The sequence below is a fragment of the Nocardia bovistercoris genome (assembly GCF_015674855.1).
In the GTDB taxonomy this organism is placed as follows: Bacteria; Actinomycetota; Actinomycetes; order Mycobacteriales; family Mycobacteriaceae; genus Nocardia; species Nocardia bovistercoris.
In genome coordinates this window covers 195,677-210,262 of record NZ_JADMLG010000005.1, presented here as the reverse complement: position 1 = coordinate 210,262, position 14,586 = coordinate 195,677, and the positions used below count along the sequence as shown (strand labels likewise).

Sequence of the window (14,586 nt, the reverse complement as noted above, 5' to 3'; positions counted from 1 at the left end):
GTTGGGCAATCATGCTTGTACTAGCTGTCGACACCGCGACACCCGCCGTGACAGCCGGGTTGGTGGAACTGGGGCAGGCCGCGACGGACGCGGACGCCGTGCCGCAGGTGCGTACGGTGGCCTCGCGAGTCCGGGTCGACCCTCGGGCGCACGCTGAGGTGCTCACCCCGCAGATCCTCGAATGCCTCACCGAGGCAGGCCGTTCCAGAGCCGATATCGTGGCGGTCGTGGTCGGTGTCGGCCCTGGCCCGTTCACGGGGCTGCGGGTCGGCATGGCGACCGCCGCCGCGTTCGGTGACGCGCTCGGTCTCCCGGTGTACGGGGTGTGCAGCCTCGACGCGGTCGCCGCCGACTGCGCGCCCGACCTCACGCCCGGCCGGGAACTGCTCGTGGTCACCGACGCGCGCCGCCGCGAGATCTACTGGGCCCGCTACCGCGACGGCGTCCGCACCGCGGGACCCGAGGTCGTCAAACCCGGCGACCTGGATTCGGCGCAGGCCGAGGTGATCGCCGGATCGGCTTCCCACGTCGACTTCTTCGACCTGCCGGTGCTGCCCGTCGAAACGCCGTCACCCGCGGGCCTGGTCCGCGTCGCGTCCGCCGAACTGCTGGCACGCGCCGTGCCGCAGCCGCTGACGCCGATGTATCTGCGCAGGCCGGACGCGGTGGAGAACAGCTTCCGCACCCTCGATCGGACGGGAGCGTGAACGCGATGGACACCGAGGCGCGCCCGCGGGAGTTCCGCGTCCGCCCGATGCACGTCGTCGATATCGCGCGCTGCGTCGAAATGGAGCAACTGCTGTTCCCCGAGGACGATCCGTGGCACACGGTGGCGTTCCGCTCGGAGCTGGCCGCGCCGCACAACCGCTATTTCACGGCGCGCGACGGCGCGGGCCGGACGGTCGGCTACGCGGGTATCGCGCTGCTCGGCGACGCCGAACATCCCGAGGCCGAGATCCACACCATCGGCGTCGACCCGACCTGCCATCGCGGCGGCCTCGGAACCATGCTGCTCGAGGTGCTGCTCACCGAGGCGGACAAGCGCGGCGGCCCGGTATTCCTCGAAGTGCGCACCGACAACGAGCCAGCGATCTCGATGTACGCCAAGCACGGCTTCCACATCATCGGATTGCGCAAGAACTACTACCACCCCAGCGGCGCCGACGCGTACACCATGCGCAGACCGGAACTGCCCGATCCGGACGAGGTGCTGTCGTGATCGTCATGGGCATCGAGAGTTCCTGCGACGAGACCGGTGTCGGTATCGTCCGCGCCGCAGCCGACGGCTCCTGTGTGCTGCTCGCCGACGAGGTGGCCTCCAGCGTCGATCAGCACGCGCGCTTCGGCGGCGTTGTTCCCGAGATCGCCTCGCGCGCGCATCTGGAGGCCATCGTCCCGGCGATGCGGCGGGCGCTGGCCGCGGCCGGTGTCGCCAAACCCGACGCGCTGGCCGTCACCATCGGCCCCGGTCTCGCGGGCGCGCTGCTGGTCGGTGTCGCGGCCGCGAAAGCCTATGCGGCGGCCTGGGATGTGCCGTTCTTCGCGCTCAACCATCTGGGCGGACACGTCGCGGTGGACACCCTCGAGCACGGTCCGATGCCGCCGTGCGTCGCGCTGCTTGTCTCCGGCGGCCACACGCATCTGCTGCACGTCACCGACTTGGCCAGGCCGATCACCGAACTCGGCAGCACCGTGGACGACGCGGCGGGCGAGGCCTTCGACAAGGTCGCCCGACTGCTCGGGCTCGGCTATCCGGGCGGTCCGGCGCTGGACGCCGCGGCCCGCGACGGCGACCCCGCCGCGATCGCGTTCCCGCGCGGCATGACCGGTCCGCGCGACTCGCGCTACGACTTCTCCTTCTCCGGCCTGAAAACCGCGGTGGCCCGCTACGTGGAGGCCGCGCATCGCAAGGGCGTCGGCCCCGACGACCTGCCGATCGGCGATATCGCGGCATCGTTCCAGGAGTCGGTCGCCGACGTGCTGACCATGAAGGCGGTGCGTGCGGCCGCGGATCTCGGCGTCGACACCCTGGTGCTCGGCGGCGGCGCGACCGCGAACTCCCGCATCCGTTCGATGGCCGAACAGCGCTGTGCCGACGCCGGACTCACCCTCCGGGTGCCCAAGCCGCGCCTGTGCACCGACAACGGCGTCATGATCGCGGCGCTCGGCGCGCATGTCATCGGGGGCGGTGCGCAGCCTTCGGAACTGACGGTCGCCACCGACCCCGGTCTCGCGGTCTCCACGAGTCAGGTCTTCTGAGCGCGTTCAGGGCGGAAATGCCCTGAACTGCTCGGCCCCTGGACTAGCTCGCGCGGCGGTGTTCCGAACATCGTCCACGGACAGGTTCCGGGCGCATCTCGCGGCGGTACTGTCGGTGCGTTTCGCGGCGAGGTTGTCGGTGCGTGCACGGCGTGTTCCGGACGCATCCGGACGACTCTGCCGCATCCCGGAGAACCGAACGGTCCGTCTCCCAAGGGTGCCCGGCACGCACCGATTCAGCCTGCGGCGCTTCCGGATTCACCCGGCAACGGCCGGAGCGGCGCGGGCACCGAGGACTCCACGGGGTCGTGCGGCGGCGCCGGAAGCGGGATGCTCGACCGCGCGGGCTCCTGCGTGGGAGTGGACGGCGCGGCTCCCGTGGTGGGTGCTGACGTGTGGCCGGTGGCCGCCCCCGATGGCGTCGACCGACCGCCGAGCAGCGGTCCGAGGATCTCCGCCGGGTACGGGATCGGCGGCAGGTTCGGATCGGGTCGCAAGGTGGGCTGGGTGGACGGTATGGGTGTCGCCGTCGTGGTCGGAACCTGGCCGCTGCCGTCGGGCGTTTCGGTGGGGTCCGGTGTGCCGGTCGGAGTCGAGGGACGGGTGGTGTCACCGGAACTGGGCGCGACGGAGGACGGCACGTGCTGCGCGCTGCTCGTGGTGCCCGCGGGGGAGACCTGATCGTCGGAGGTGGGCGCGAAGGTCTTGATGCCGTAGCCGATCACCAGGCCGACCACCGCGATCGCGCCCGCGAGTATGCCGGCGACCTTGGTGAAGGTGCCCGCCGACGTGTCGGCGCCGCGCGCGGTGACCGGGGCGCTCGACGGCTGCGCCGAATCGGCTACCAGCGCGGCGCCTTTGGCGATGACGGACTCCGGGTCCTCCACGGTGTGCACGGGCAGCTTCAGCCGGTGACACAGCGTGGAGACCACAGCCGGGATATTGGCTCCGCCACCGATGACCACCGCGGCCTGCGGATACCGGGACGCCCTTGCGAAGACCGCGGCGGCGAAAGCGGCGGTGTCGCGCAGCAGTTCGGTGATCAGTTCCTCGAAATCGGCGCGCGTCAGCTTCAGCGGCCGCCCGGCAACGTGGTCGATGGTGACCGCGGGTGCGACCGACAGGTGTTCCTTGGCCGCGCGGCCGCGATTGGTGAGCATGCCGCGATTGGGCCTGGTGCCGCGCCGGGCGTAGTGCAGGTCGACGAGATGCTGGTAGATCAGGTCGTCGATGGCGTTGCCGCTGATGACGGTGGTGCGTTCGGAGCGCAGGATCGAGCTCTCGGCCCGGTCGGCCACGGTGACGCTGAGCCCGGACGCGCCGAGATCGATGATCGCCACCGTGTCGTACCGGTCGAGCAGGCCGGTGTGGCGCAGGTAGGTGAGCGCCGCGTCGCCCTCGGGCACCAGCCGCAGGTCGCGCTGTTTGCCGGTGGCCGCGCGGATCACCTGTGCCTGTTCCTTGCTCCGATAGGCCACCGCGACACTCGTCGGAACGCCATCGCGGCCGGTGGATTTGGCGGCGGCGGAGCGCGCGTCGGCCGGGAAGGCGGCGTCGTAGCCGAGCCGGCTCGTCGGTAGCTGGTTGGTCATCAACTCGATCGACGAGGCGACGAGATCACCGAGGTCGGAGTGCGCGGCGTCAGCGGAGACGACCCGGTAATCGAAAGTCTGGGCGCCGTTGGGCGCGGTGGACACGACGGCCGAGCACACGACCTCGTTCCCGGCCGAGATGCCGAGTGATGTTCGCATTTTCACCTCCCTCCCGGTCGCGGGCCGAACCGGTGGCGTTGCCTGCCACCGAGCTGATCGTCATCGTGTCGGAAACCATCTCGAAACGGGTTGTCGTGCCAACGCGCGCACAGCGAACACACCGGCTACACCGGACGCGCGACCCGGCCGACCCGTGGTCCGCTCGGGTCGCGGGGAACGGCCTTCGATCACGTGCGTTTGCTCTCTGGTGCTTGTTCTCGGGGGTGACGCGTGTCTTGCGGTGTGACTGTGTGCGATATGACGGGTGGTGCGCTGTGACGCTCCCGGACGTGTTCGACGTAGGCCCCCGTGACATCCGTTGTCGCGCGATACCTGTCGTCTCGTGATACCGAGTATTCGTGCCGACGAACGCGCGCGTTGTGACGCCTGCTCGTGCTGAACACGGCGACCCGCCCGCGACCGTCGCTGATACTGTCACAATCCGTTATCCGAACGTTACAGATCAAACGAGACTAAGGGAAGTCCGAAGTGTCGGAGACAACCGTCCCCGTTCGGTGTTGGCACCGCCTGCCCTTGAGCGCTGGCACTCTCATGTATAGAGTGCTAGTCGGCACCTAGTGATGTGCGGTGCCAAGCTTTGACCACTGAGCAGGGGTCCCGGCACCCGCGACGACGGGGCTATGCGCAGGGGTCAGATCGAACGGCCGCGGGCCAGGCCTTCCGGGCCGCGCCTACCGGCCGCGCGAGACAACACGACACCGACGGTCCGGGACAACAGTTCCGGACGACCGTAAATCCCCTGAAAGTGGAGGGCTCAACGTGGCGAGCGTGAACATCAAGCCGCTCGAGGACAAGATCCTCGTCCAGGCCAACGAGGCCGAGACGACGACGGCCTCCGGCCTGGTCATCCCGGACACGGCGAAGGAGAAGCCGCAGGAAGGCACCGTCGTCGCCGTCGGCCCCGGCCGCTGGGACGACGAGGGCGAGAAGCGCATCCCGCTGGACGTCCAGGAGGGTGACACCGTCATCTACAGCAAGTACGGCGGCACCGAGATCAAGTACCAGGGCGAGGAGTACCTGATCCTCTCCGCGCGCGACGTGCTGGCTGTCGTCAGCAAGTGACCGTGTTCCCGGCCTCGCGGTCGGGATCGAGTCGTATCGACACTGCCCCGGTTCCCCGTAGCGGGGCCGGGGCAGCGTCGTTCGTGGCCTACTCCAAGGAAAAGGACATATGGCAAAGCAGATCGAGTTCGACGAGAAGGCTCGTCGCGCTCTGGAACGCGGTGTCGACAAGCTCGCCGACGCCGTCAAGGTAACCCTCGGCCCGCGCGGCAGGCACGTGGTGCTCGCGAAGTCGTTCGGCGGCCCGACCGTCACCAACGACGGTGTCACCATCGCGCGTGACATCGAGCTCGAGGATCCGTTCGAGAACCTCGGCGCGCAGCTGGTCAAGAGCGTCGCCACCAAGACCAACGACGTCGCGGGCGACGGCACGACCACCGCGACCGTCCTCGCCCAGGCGCTGGTCAGGGCCGGACTGAAGAACGTGGCGGCGGGTGCCAACCCGATCACCCTCGGCTCCGGCATCGCGCTGGCCGCCGACGCGGTCTCCGAGGCGCTGCTCGCGCTGGCCACCCCGGTCTCCGGCGAGCAGGCCATCGCCCAGGTCGCCACCGTCTCCTCGCGGGACGAGGAGATCGGCGCGATGGTCGGCAAGGCGCTGACCACGGTCGGCAAGGACGGCGTCGTCACCGTCGAGGAGTCTTCGACGCTGCAGACCGAACTCGTCGTCACCGAGGGCGTGCAGTTCGACAAGGGTTACCTGTCGCCGTATTTCATCACCGACCCGGACAGCCAGCAGGCGGTGCTCGAGGATGCCTACATCCTGCTGCACCGGGAGAAGATCAGCTCGCTTCCCGACCTGCTGCCGCTGCTCGAGAAGATCGCCGAAGCGGGCAAGCCGACGCTGATCATCGCCGAGGACATCGAGGGCGAGGCGCTGTCCACCCTCGTGGTCAACTCCATCCGCAAGACGATCAAGGTCGTCGCGGTCAAGGCGCCGTTCTTCGGTGACCGCCGCAAGGCGTTCCTCGACGATCTCGGCATCGTCACCGCCGCCACCGTGATCAACACCGATCTCGGCATCAACCTGCGCGACGCGGGCCTCGAGGTGCTCGGCTCGGCGCGCCGCGTCGTGGTCACCAAGGACGAGACCACCATCATCGACGGCGGCGGCACCACCGCCGACATCGATGCGCGCGCCGCGCAGCTGCGTCGCGAGATCGAGGCCTCCGATTCCGACTGGGACCGGGAGAAGTTGGCGGAGCGGCTGGCCAAGCTGTCCGGCGGCGTCGCGGTCATCAAGGTCGGCGCGGCCACCGAGACCGCGCTCAAGGAGCGCAAGTACCGGGTCGAGGACGCGGTGAGCGCGGCCAAGGCCGCCGTCGAGGAGGGCATCGTGCCCGGTGGCGGCACGGCGCTGGTGCAGGCCGCGGCCAAGCTGGTCGAGTTGCGCGATTCGCTGTCCGGCGATCAGGCCGTCGGCGTCGAGGCGGTGCGCATCGCGCTGCGGGCGCCGCTGTACTGGATCGCCACCAACGCGGGCGTCGACGGTTCGGTCGTGGTCAGCAAGGTCACCGAGGGCAAGGAGGGCTTCAACGCAGCCACCCTCACCTATGGCGACCTGCTCACCGACGGTGTCGTCGACCCGGTCAAGGTGACCCGCTCGGCCGTCGTCAACGCGGCCTCGGTCGCGCGCATGGTGCTCACCACCGAGAGCGCCGTGGTCGACAAGCCCGCCGACGCGGAGCCCGACCACTCGCATCACGGCCACAGCCACTGACGCGCCACGCACAGGAAGGCCCCTCGGATCGGTGATCCGAGGGGCCTTCGTCGCGGTCTACCCTTTGGGGGCGGACCGGCGTTGTCCTGCGAGACGGCGAATGCCGGGCGCGAAGACTCAGGACGCGACTTGCGGTTGCTCGGCGATGGCCGCGAGTAATCGGCCGCGCAGTTCCGTGGGTGGCGGTGTCGCCGTCGCCTGCGCGAGGGCGGACAGTGCCTCGCCGGTCCGCCGCACCTCGGCGACGAACTCCGCGCGCATGGCGGGGTCCTCGCTGTCGAGCAATTCCTGTACCGCGTGATGGTCTTCGTCGCCGATCGATCCGAGCGCGACGGCGTGCGCGAGATCGATCCGGGCTTCGTTCATCTCACGTCACCCCCAAACTTTTCTTCAGTCGTGTCAATCCGTCCCGAATTCGGGACTTAACGGTCGGTAATCCAACGCCCAAATAAGTAGCTACTTCAGCGTAGGTACGCCCGCCGTAATAGGCGAGCGAGATGGCCTCCCGCTGGGTGTGCGTCAATGACGTCAGCCCCTCGAGTACGGCCTGTTGTTCGAGCCTGCGCTCGACTTCTTCGGTGACCTCGTCGAATTCGTTGCCGAGCACCCGTATTCCGTATGCGACCTCACGTTGGGTGTGCGCCTGTTCGGCGCGTACCCGGTCGACGGCGCGGCGGTGGGCGAGGGTCATGAGCCAGGTCACGGCCGACCCCTTCGCGGGGTCGAAACTGGCTGCGGTACGCCAGATCTGGAGATAGACCTCTTGCGTGGTCTCTTCCGCGTACCCCGGATCGTGTAGCACCCGGAGCACCAGACCGAAGACGCGCGCACACGTCCGGTCGTACAGTTCGGCGAAAGCTTGCTGATCGGCTCGGCCGCATCGATGCAAAAGGGCGGCGAGCTCGATACTTTCGGCGGCGCGTGCCGACATCGCAGAATCCACGCTCGGTGGGATGGCTTCTCTACGGAACGAGTCGCCCTCTGCGGCCGGCCACCGCGTTGTCACAACGCTCCATTCTGTGTCATCGGTCACTACCGTAGCGCGCCGCTATCGCCTCCCTTCCGGTGGGGTGTCGGCCGAATCGCGCGTACAGGCAAATTTCCGGGAAACCTCTGCGTAGCGGGAGTATCGTGCGAGGACACGGAAGGGGCACGGGATCGGCGGCGGCTTCGAGCCGCCTCGGCATCCGGGCCCGCGGTGGTGACCGCGGGTGGTCCGCACGCCGACTCGGATTCGGGCGCCACGGCGTCGATGTGTCGCCGCGGGCACGACCGCGATCCGCTGCCGTATCGAGTGTCCTCGCACCGGTATTCAAGTGGCCGGTTATTTGCTAGGCATTCGGCGCGCCGTCCGGTTCGGATGGGCGGGTTCCTCGAAATACCGTTTTATACGGCCATGCGGCGGCGATTGCGCCGCGCGTGCATCTCCCGCTCGGTCTCCGACATCCCGCCCCAGATGCCGTACGGCTCGCTGACTTTCAGCGCGTGGCTGCGGCACTGCATGAGCACGGGGCAGCTGCGGCAGATCTCCTTGGCGCGCATCTCGCGAGCGGTGCGCGCGCGGCCGCGCTCACCGTCGGGATGGAAGAACACCGCGGAATCCTGCCCGCGGCACGATCCTCGCATCTGCCAATCCCAGACGTCGGCGTTCGGTCCCGGAAGGTGGGTCGGCATGGGCATGGTGAACTCCTCGTGATGCGAGCTCGTCAGCGTTGTCGAGCAGTTGGTTCTGCGAATTCTCGGACCGAGGCCGGATCGGCGGTGGCCCGAGGCTCGCCACTTCGGTCGCTGCAATTTCGCGCGGCGCCGACCGTGGCGATGAGCTACGTTAGGGCCGGCCGCGAAATTCCGTCAATAGTTCGACGCACTGGTTTCCCAAATCTTCAACAGCGAGATTTAACCTACTCGCTGTTTACTTTTTACGGTGGCTCCGGCGATACTGTTCGGTTGGCTAGTGGGCGGCTGGACCTCATCTGGTCTCAGCAGGTTTGCATTTCCGCAGGTAGAGGTCGCAATACTGGCGAGTATCCCGATTGCTGCGGCGGTTGCCGGTCGGTATCGGGTTCGCGGGCGGGAAGATCGGAAGCTTCCATCTGGTGGGTCGGAGATGGCGGAAGCGGGGCGCGCAGGTTAATTGCGCGAAACGGGTGTGAATTTGCATCGTCGCTGATCCGGCAATGCCCGCGTGAGATTTACCTGATGGAAACACGCCGTGGGCCTCGACACTGCTGGAGAGTTGCCCGCCGGACCCCGCCGTCCGGGCTCGCCACCCTCGGCCGCGCGCGGCAGATACAGTTCGGCCGTGTTCGTGCCAGCTACACTCCAGGATCCCCGCCGCGAGACGCTCACCGCGGCTGCCTTCGGTGATCGTCCCGGCCTCGCCGCTGCCGAGTTGCCCGCCGCCGCCGACGCCTACGAGCACTGGCTGCGCGCCGTCGTACTCGGCGGTCAGGGGTATTACGCCGCCGCGCGCGCCGAACTCGGGCGGATACGGCGGACCGGGCGAGCCCCGATAACACTGTCCCTCGCCGCGAGTACGGAGGGCTCGCTGCTGCGCCAACTGGGCGGACACGCCGATGCCGCCGCCTTCGACGGTCGCGCGCTCGCGGTGATTCCGTTCTCCTCCGGCGCCGACAGCGTGTTTGCCGGAGCCCTCGCCGACCCCGATGTCCCAACTACGACAAACGGCGTCCCTGGTACAGCAGAAGCCGCCGAATTCGCCGAATTCGCCACCCCACCCGACCGTATCGACGCGGTATGCGACGCCATGACCGGGCTCGCCGCGGATGCCATCGGCACCGGGCGACTCGACCTCGCGTGGCGGTTGCTGCACCGCGTCGGTGGCCTCGCGCACGGGCGCCCGAGGGCGTTGGTCCGGCTGCACTGGGTGAGCGCCGAGACCGCGCTGGCGGCGGGTCGCCCCGACCGGGCGCGACCGCACGCCGAGACGGCGCTCGCGCTCGCCGAAGCCGGTCCGTCGGTGCGGCACCGGGTGAAATCCGCGCTGATCCTGGCCGCCGTCGCGACCGCGAGCGGTGATGTCGACAGCGCGGCCGAACTCGCGGCGGGCGTCGCGCGCGGGTGCACGGAACACGGTCTGGTTCCGCTGGCTTGGGCCTGCGCCATGTTGCGAATCGGCCTCGGTGACCAGGACGCCGCCGACGAGTCCGCGGCGTGTGGCGAACTGATTGCCCGGCGCGGCGGGCGGTTTCGGACCTCGGGTCCCGTGCGACACGGCAAATGAGCTCGCGACCACAACAGACCGTCTTGCCCAGTGGTGTGGCCGGTATCGCTATTGTTAGAGCCGTTCCGTCGCTTCGGCGGAAGCACAGGTCATCGGGCTTGTGTCACTTGTAACGCCGGGAATCTCTCTGACGATGACGAACACGGGCGAAGAGTTGGACCTCGCCGTCGCTGCCGCAGCGCAGGGCGACAGATCCGCTTTAGCTCAGGTACTAGAGCTGATCCGCCCGTTGGTGGTCCGATACTGCCGTGCGCGGATCGGAGCGGCGGAGCGCGGCCAGCTCTCCGCCGACGATGTTGCGCAGGAGGTATGTCTGGCCGTGATGACGGCCCTGCCCAGGTATCAAGACCAGGGTAGACCCTTCATGGCTTTCGTATACGGAATCGCTTCGCACAAGGTCGCCGACGCACATCGAAACGCCGCCCGTAACAAGGCGGAGGCGATGGCCGAAGTACCAGATGTCATATCCACCGACCAGGGGCCGGAACAAAGAGCTCTCGAATCCGAGACGAGCAGGCAGATGAATCGTCTGCTCGCGACACTTCCGGAAAAGCATCGAGAAATCTTGATTCTGCGTTTGGTCATGGGTTTGTCAGCGGAAGAAACCGCGGTCGCCGTGGGCAGTACGGCGGGTGCGATACGAGTCGCCCAGCACAGGGCACTCGCGAAACTCAAGTCACAAGTGGCGAGGGCAGGTGAAATGTATGGCTAGGGATGGCGAGCGCGGTCGAGGCGACTGGAATGCGCGGAGTGGATCGCGTAACAGCGGTCCCTACGCCGGGAGTTCCGGTGGTGACACCGGACCGGTCGATATCGCCGCGGTGCGTCGTGACGACGTGCTGATCGACGCGATCGCGAGCGACGGGCAGGTACAGACCGACAGCGCGGAGGAATTCCAGCTGGCGGCGCTGCTCGCGGACTGGCGCGCGGAGCTCGTCGAGCCCGCGCTGCCGAGCGGTCCCGATCTCGACGCGGTGGTCGCGGCGGTGCATCAGGAGATCGGCGCGCGCAAGGTCAGGGTGGAAGCCAGGACCGGCGGTCGGCTGCGGCTTGTTCGTCCCATTCTCGGCGCGGCTGCGGCATTCGCCCTCGTCATCGGCGGTCTGACGGCGTTCTCTTACAACGCGGAACCGGGTAATCCGCTGTGGCGGGTCAAAGAGGTCGTGTTCAGCGAACAGGCCCAGACCACGGTGGTCAATCGCGCGGACAGCCAGCTGGACCAGGCCGAACAACTGTTGGCCAAGAACGACCCGGTCGCGGCGAAGGCGCAGCTCGAGGCCGCGCAGGCCAATGTCGATCAGGTGACCGACCCCGACAAGAAGGCCAAACTCCAGGCCGACTGGGAGCGGGTGCTCGCCGCACTGCGCGTGGCGAATTCGGGTCTGGCCGAGCAGGTGGAGGCGCTGACCAAGTCCGCCGAACCCACCAAGCCGACGGCCGGGACGATCGCCAGCACCGCGCCGAGCGCGCCGGGGCAGCCCGCGAGTCAACAGACCACCCCGAATGCGACGATCGTGCAGGCTCCGACGGTGACCAACGTGCCGTCGGAGGCGCCGAAGCCGCCGACGGTCACGTTGCCGCCGACCCAGCCCGTCGAACCCGGCACCACGGTTCCGCCGGTCACCCAGGAGCCGCCGACCCAGGCCCCGCCGACGCAGGAGCCGCCGACCCAAGCTCCGCCGACGCAGGCTCCACCCACCACGATCAATTCCGTCCCGACCGTGGCGCCGCCGACCGGTGGCATCGATCTTCCGACCCACCCCACGAATCAGGTTCCCAATCCCGCGATTCCGGTTCCGACCGTGCCCTTCACTCTTCCGAATCGGCCCAGCTGATCGTCGCCGTACCGGGCCGCTGAAATTACGGCGGACCGGTCTCGCGCCCTCGCACCGATCGCCGCAACGGCGATCGGTTTTTTCGTGCTTCGACAACCCCCGTTCGGGCACGGCCGTGGTTTCGGGCACAGGGGGGCCTACGGAGACGAGCAATCGTGAGCCGTCCGGGATGCTCCGCGTGGCGCCTCACGTTCCGATGTGCGTGTTGGAACGTGAGCTGTCGCGCGGCAGTCGTCCCGGACGGGTGTCGACCGGGAGGGAATCAGAAGCGACTGTTCAGTCGAAACCGTCGAAGCCGTCACCGTGGAATGCCTCGTTCATCGAGGCGTCCGCGTAGCCGCGGCAGTAATCCCAGGTGACATACGCTTCGGGCGTCGGGTCGTAGGCGGGTTCGTGGGGGCGGACCGTTCCGTCGACCAGTAGTTGGAGCAGATTGGCGCGGAGCATGTCCCAATCGTGGTAGTGATCCTGCCTACAATCCTCGCAACTGACCACGAGTCCGCGGATGCCGCGGTGCGCGAGTAGCGCCTCGTAGACAGCGAGATCGGCGAGATCCTCCTCGACCGCGAGGCGCTCGTGGGGATCCAGCGGTTCACCGGGCTCGATGGCATCGAGCGCGGCGGACGGGTCGGAGGGGTCTCCGGCGAACGGATCCGGCGGCAAGCCAGGTGGTAGATGGTCACGCACACACCCACGGTACGCAGAACAGGGGGGTTCACGCCAGCGATGCGGCATGCCAGTTTCGCGCGAGGCGGGCGCCGAGGCGCGGTCGTGACCGAGTTTGCGGGCCAGATACCATGGACGCAGGCGTCGCCCAGTTCCCGACACGCTTGTCGTCGCCGTCACCGTTCATCCCATCAGTTCGTGCGTGCCGCCGGTCGTGCCTGCGTCGCTCGCTTTGGAATTCCAGGAGGGGTCGATCCGAATGAGTAATCCCGTAACGGGCGAACGTATCGCAGTGCGCCCCCATACGGGTGGCGACGATCCGAACAAGATCGCCATGCTCGGCCTCACATTCGACGATGTGCTGCTGCTGCCCGCCGCGTCGGATCTCATCCCCAGTTCGGTGGAGACCTCGAGTCTGCTGACCCGTGAGATCCGCCTGCGCACCCCCCTGGTCAGTTCGGCGATGGATACCGTCACCGAAGCCAGGATGGCCATTTCCATGGCGCGCGCGGGCGGCATGGGCGTGCTGCACCGCAACCTCGCCGCAGCCGATCAGGCGGCGCAGGTGGAGACGGTCAAGCGCTCCGAGGCGGGCATGGTCACCGACCCGGTCACCTGTCGCCCCTCCGACACGCTCGCCGAGGTCGACGCGATGTGCGCCAGGTTCCGCATCTCGGGCCTTCCGGTCGTCGACGAGACCGGCGCCCTTGTGGGCATTATCACCAACCGCGACATGCGTTTCGAGGTCGATCAGGACCGCCGCGTCGCCGACGTGATGACGAAGGCCCCGCTCATCACCGCCCGCGAGGGCGTCACCGCCGAGGCCGCCCTCGGCCTGCTGCGCCGCCACAAGGTGGAGAAACTGCCCATCGTCGACGGCAACGGCAGGCTGCGCGGGCTCATCACGGTCAAGGACTTCGTCAAGACCGATCAGTACCCGAACGCCACCAAGGACCGCGACGGCCGCCTGCTGGTCGGCGCCGCCATCGGCGTCGGCGCGGACTCCTGGTCGCGCGCCATGACCTTGGCCGACGCGGGCGTGGACGTCCTCGTGGTCGACACCGCGCACGGACATCAGGCAGGCGTGCTCCAGATGGTCACCAAGGTCAAGACCGAGGTCGGCGACCGCATCCAGATCGTCGGCGGCAATGTCGCGACCCGCGCGGGCGCGCTCGCGCTGGTAGAGGCGGGCGCGGACGCGGTGAAGGTCGGCGTCGGCCCCGGCTCCATCTGCACCACGCGCGTCGTCGCGGGCGTAGGCGCTCCCCAGATCACCGCGATACTCGAGGCCGTAGCCGCCTGCAAGCCGCACGGTATCCCAGTGATTGCCGACGGCGGCATCCAGTTCTCCGGCGACATAGCGAAGGCCATAGCCGCGGGCGCCTCGACGGTCATGCTCGGCTCCCTGCTCGCGGGCACCGCCGAATCGCCCGGCGAACTGATCCTGGTCGGCGGCAAACAGTTCAAGAGCTACCGGGGAATGGGTTCCCTCGGCGCCATGCAGGGCCGAGGCCAAGCGAAGTCGTATTCGAAGGATCGCTATTTCCAGGACGACGTCCTCGCCGAGGACAAGTTGGTCCCCGAGGGCATCGAAGGAAGGGTCCCGTTCCGAGGCCCGGTGAACCAGGTGATCCACCAACTCGTAGGCGGCCTCCGCGCCGCCATGGGCTACACCGGTTCCCAGTCGATAGCCCACCTCCAAGAGGCCCAGTTCGTCCAGATCACCGCCGCGGGCCTGAAGGAAAGCCACCCCCACGACATCACGATGACCGTCGAGGCCCCCAACTACACCGGCCGCAACTAGGAATTCCCCACCCCCGACCCAACCTTCCAGGGGCGCTCACCCCGAAACCACCAAGGTGAGCGCCCCCCATAATGTCCGCCCCCAGTAAAAACACAAGCCCCGAACAAGAACACACCCCCACGAACACGCTCCGGCCTTCATATACACCCACCGTCACCGGGTGCATGATGAACCCGCCACCCGACACCATTGCGAACAGGCGCGGCCGAACCCCCAGGAGGACA

At 68.1% G+C, this 14,586-nt stretch carries 14 protein-coding genes; 9 read left to right on the top strand and 5 right to left on the bottom strand.

Features of this window, described 5'->3' with window-relative positions:
- Positions 1-11: 11 nt before the first annotated feature.
- The 3 genes from tsaB to tsaD are packed head-to-tail and all read left to right on the top strand — an operon-like array spanning position 12 to position 2,259.
- On the top strand, positions 12-707 hold the full coding sequence (gene tsaB / locus IT779_RS14665; RefSeq protein WP_196149856.1) for a tRNA (adenosine(37)-N6)-threonylcarbamoyltransferase complex dimerization subunit type 1 TsaB: 696 nt from the start codon (positions 12-14) through the stop codon (positions 705-707).
- A 5-nt stretch (positions 708-712) separates the two neighbouring features.
- Positions 713-1,219: a ribosomal protein S18-alanine N-acetyltransferase gene (rimI, locus tag IT779_RS14660; RefSeq protein WP_196149855.1), complete on the top strand. Its 507-nt coding sequence runs from the start codon at positions 713-715 to the stop codon at positions 1,217-1,219.
- Positions 1,216-2,259, top strand: coding sequence for a tRNA (adenosine(37)-N6)-threonylcarbamoyltransferase complex transferase subunit TsaD (tsaD, locus tag IT779_RS14655; RefSeq protein WP_196149854.1), 1,044 nt, complete (start codon positions 1,216-1,218; stop codon positions 2,257-2,259). Before rimI ends, tsaD begins: the two co-directional genes overlap by 4 nt.
- Before the next feature lie 236 nt (positions 2,260-2,495).
- Here the strand turns inward: tsaD and IT779_RS14650 are convergent, their stop codons facing one another.
- Positions 2,496-4,010: an Hsp70 family protein gene (locus IT779_RS14650; protein ID WP_196149853.1), complete on the bottom strand. Its 1,515-nt coding sequence runs from the start codon at positions 4,008-4,010 to the stop codon at positions 2,496-2,498.
- A gap of 780 nt (positions 4,011-4,790) precedes the next feature.
- On the opposite strand from IT779_RS14650, the gene groES reads away from it, so the two are divergent.
- Positions 4,791-5,093, top strand: coding sequence for a co-chaperone GroES (gene groES, locus IT779_RS14645; protein WP_040704586.1), 303 nt, complete (start codon positions 4,791-4,793; stop codon positions 5,091-5,093).
- A 109-nt stretch (positions 5,094-5,202) separates the two neighbouring features.
- Positions 5,203-6,813 (top strand): chaperonin GroEL, encoded by a 1,611-nt coding sequence (gene groL, locus IT779_RS14640; RefSeq protein WP_196149852.1) that lies wholly within the window; start codon positions 5,203-5,205, stop codon positions 6,811-6,813.
- A 117-nt stretch (positions 6,814-6,930) separates the two neighbouring features.
- Here groL and IT779_RS14635 read toward each other — a convergent pair whose 3' ends face one another.
- The 3 genes from IT779_RS14635 to IT779_RS14625 all read right to left on the bottom strand — a co-directional run bounded on the left by IT779_RS14635 (position 6,931) and on the right by IT779_RS14625 (position 8,493).
- Positions 6,931-7,179 carry an RskA family anti-sigma factor gene (locus IT779_RS14635; protein ID WP_196149851.1) on the bottom strand — a complete coding sequence of 83 codons (249 nt, stop codon included), beginning with the start codon at positions 7,177-7,179 and terminating at the stop codon, positions 6,931-6,933.
- A 1-nt stretch (position 7,180) separates the two neighbouring features.
- The gene (locus IT779_RS14630) at positions 7,181-7,744 is read right to left on the bottom strand and encodes a sigma-70 family RNA polymerase sigma factor (RefSeq protein WP_196149850.1); all 564 of its coding nucleotides are present in this window, start codon (positions 7,742-7,744) and stop codon (positions 7,181-7,183) included.
- Between the two features lie 455 nt (positions 7,745-8,199).
- Complete coding sequence (locus IT779_RS14625; protein WP_040704593.1) at positions 8,200-8,493, bottom strand: WhiB family transcriptional regulator; 294 nt, start codon at positions 8,491-8,493, stop codon at positions 8,200-8,202.
- A gap of 622 nt (positions 8,494-9,115) precedes the next feature.
- Between IT779_RS14625 and IT779_RS14620 the strand changes: the two genes are divergently transcribed.
- From IT779_RS14620 to IT779_RS14610, 3 genes are all read left to right on the top strand, one after another.
- Positions 9,116-10,057, top strand: a complete 942-nt coding sequence (locus tag IT779_RS14620) for a hypothetical protein (protein WP_196149849.1) — start codon at positions 9,116-9,118, stop codon at positions 10,055-10,057.
- A gap of 133 nt (positions 10,058-10,190) precedes the next feature.
- A complete protein-coding gene (locus IT779_RS14615) occupies positions 10,191-10,769 on the top strand; it encodes a sigma-70 family RNA polymerase sigma factor (protein ID WP_040704595.1) in 579 nt (192 codons plus the stop codon).
- A complete protein-coding gene (locus IT779_RS14610; RefSeq protein WP_196149848.1) occupies positions 10,762-11,892 on the top strand; it encodes an anti-sigma-D factor RsdA in 1,131 nt (376 codons plus the stop codon). The genes IT779_RS14615 and IT779_RS14610 overlap by 8 nt, the downstream gene beginning before the upstream one ends.
- Before the next feature lie 276 nt (positions 11,893-12,168).
- Here the strand turns inward: IT779_RS14610 and IT779_RS14605 are convergent, their stop codons facing one another.
- Positions 12,169-12,579, bottom strand: a complete 411-nt coding sequence (locus tag IT779_RS14605; protein WP_040704598.1) for a DUF5319 domain-containing protein — start codon at positions 12,577-12,579, stop codon at positions 12,169-12,171.
- Between the two features lie 238 nt (positions 12,580-12,817).
- Between IT779_RS14605 and guaB the strand changes: the two genes are divergently transcribed.
- Positions 12,818-14,362, top strand: coding sequence for an IMP dehydrogenase (guaB, locus tag IT779_RS14600; RefSeq protein ID WP_196149847.1), 1,545 nt, complete (start codon positions 12,818-12,820; stop codon positions 14,360-14,362).
- Positions 14,363-14,586 lie beyond the last annotated feature (224 nt).

Excerpts from the sequence above, each read along its gene's own strand:
- IT779_RS14625 (WP_040704593.1), bottom strand. The coding sequence starts at position 8,493 with ATGCCCATGCCGACCCACCTTCCGGGACCGAACGCCGACGTCTGGGAT.
- rimI (WP_196149855.1), top strand. The coding sequence starts at position 713 with ATGGACACCGAGGCGCGCCCGCGGGAGTTCCGCGTCCGCCCGATGCAC.
- IT779_RS14635 (WP_196149851.1), bottom strand. The coding sequence starts at position 7,179 with ATGAACGAAGCCCGGATCGATCTCGCGCACGCCGTCGCGCTCGGATCG.
- IT779_RS14630 (WP_196149850.1), bottom strand. The coding sequence starts at position 7,744 with ATGTCGGCACGCGCCGCCGAAAGTATCGAGCTCGCCGCCCTTTTGCAT.
- IT779_RS14615 (WP_040704595.1), top strand. The coding sequence starts at position 10,191 with ATGACGAACACGGGCGAAGAGTTGGACCTCGCCGTCGCTGCCGCAGCG.
- IT779_RS14650 (WP_196149853.1), bottom strand. The coding sequence starts at position 4,010 with ATGCGAACATCACTCGGCATCTCGGCCGGGAACGAGGTCGTGTGCTCG.
- groL (WP_196149852.1), top strand. The coding sequence starts at position 5,203 with ATGGCAAAGCAGATCGAGTTCGACGAGAAGGCTCGTCGCGCTCTGGAA.
- IT779_RS14610 (WP_196149848.1), top strand. The coding sequence starts at position 10,762 with ATGGCTAGGGATGGCGAGCGCGGTCGAGGCGACTGGAATGCGCGGAGT.
- guaB (WP_196149847.1), top strand. The coding sequence starts at position 12,818 with ATGAGTAATCCCGTAACGGGCGAACGTATCGCAGTGCGCCCCCATACG.
- tsaB (WP_196149856.1), top strand. The coding sequence starts at position 12 with ATGCTTGTACTAGCTGTCGACACCGCGACACCCGCCGTGACAGCCGGG.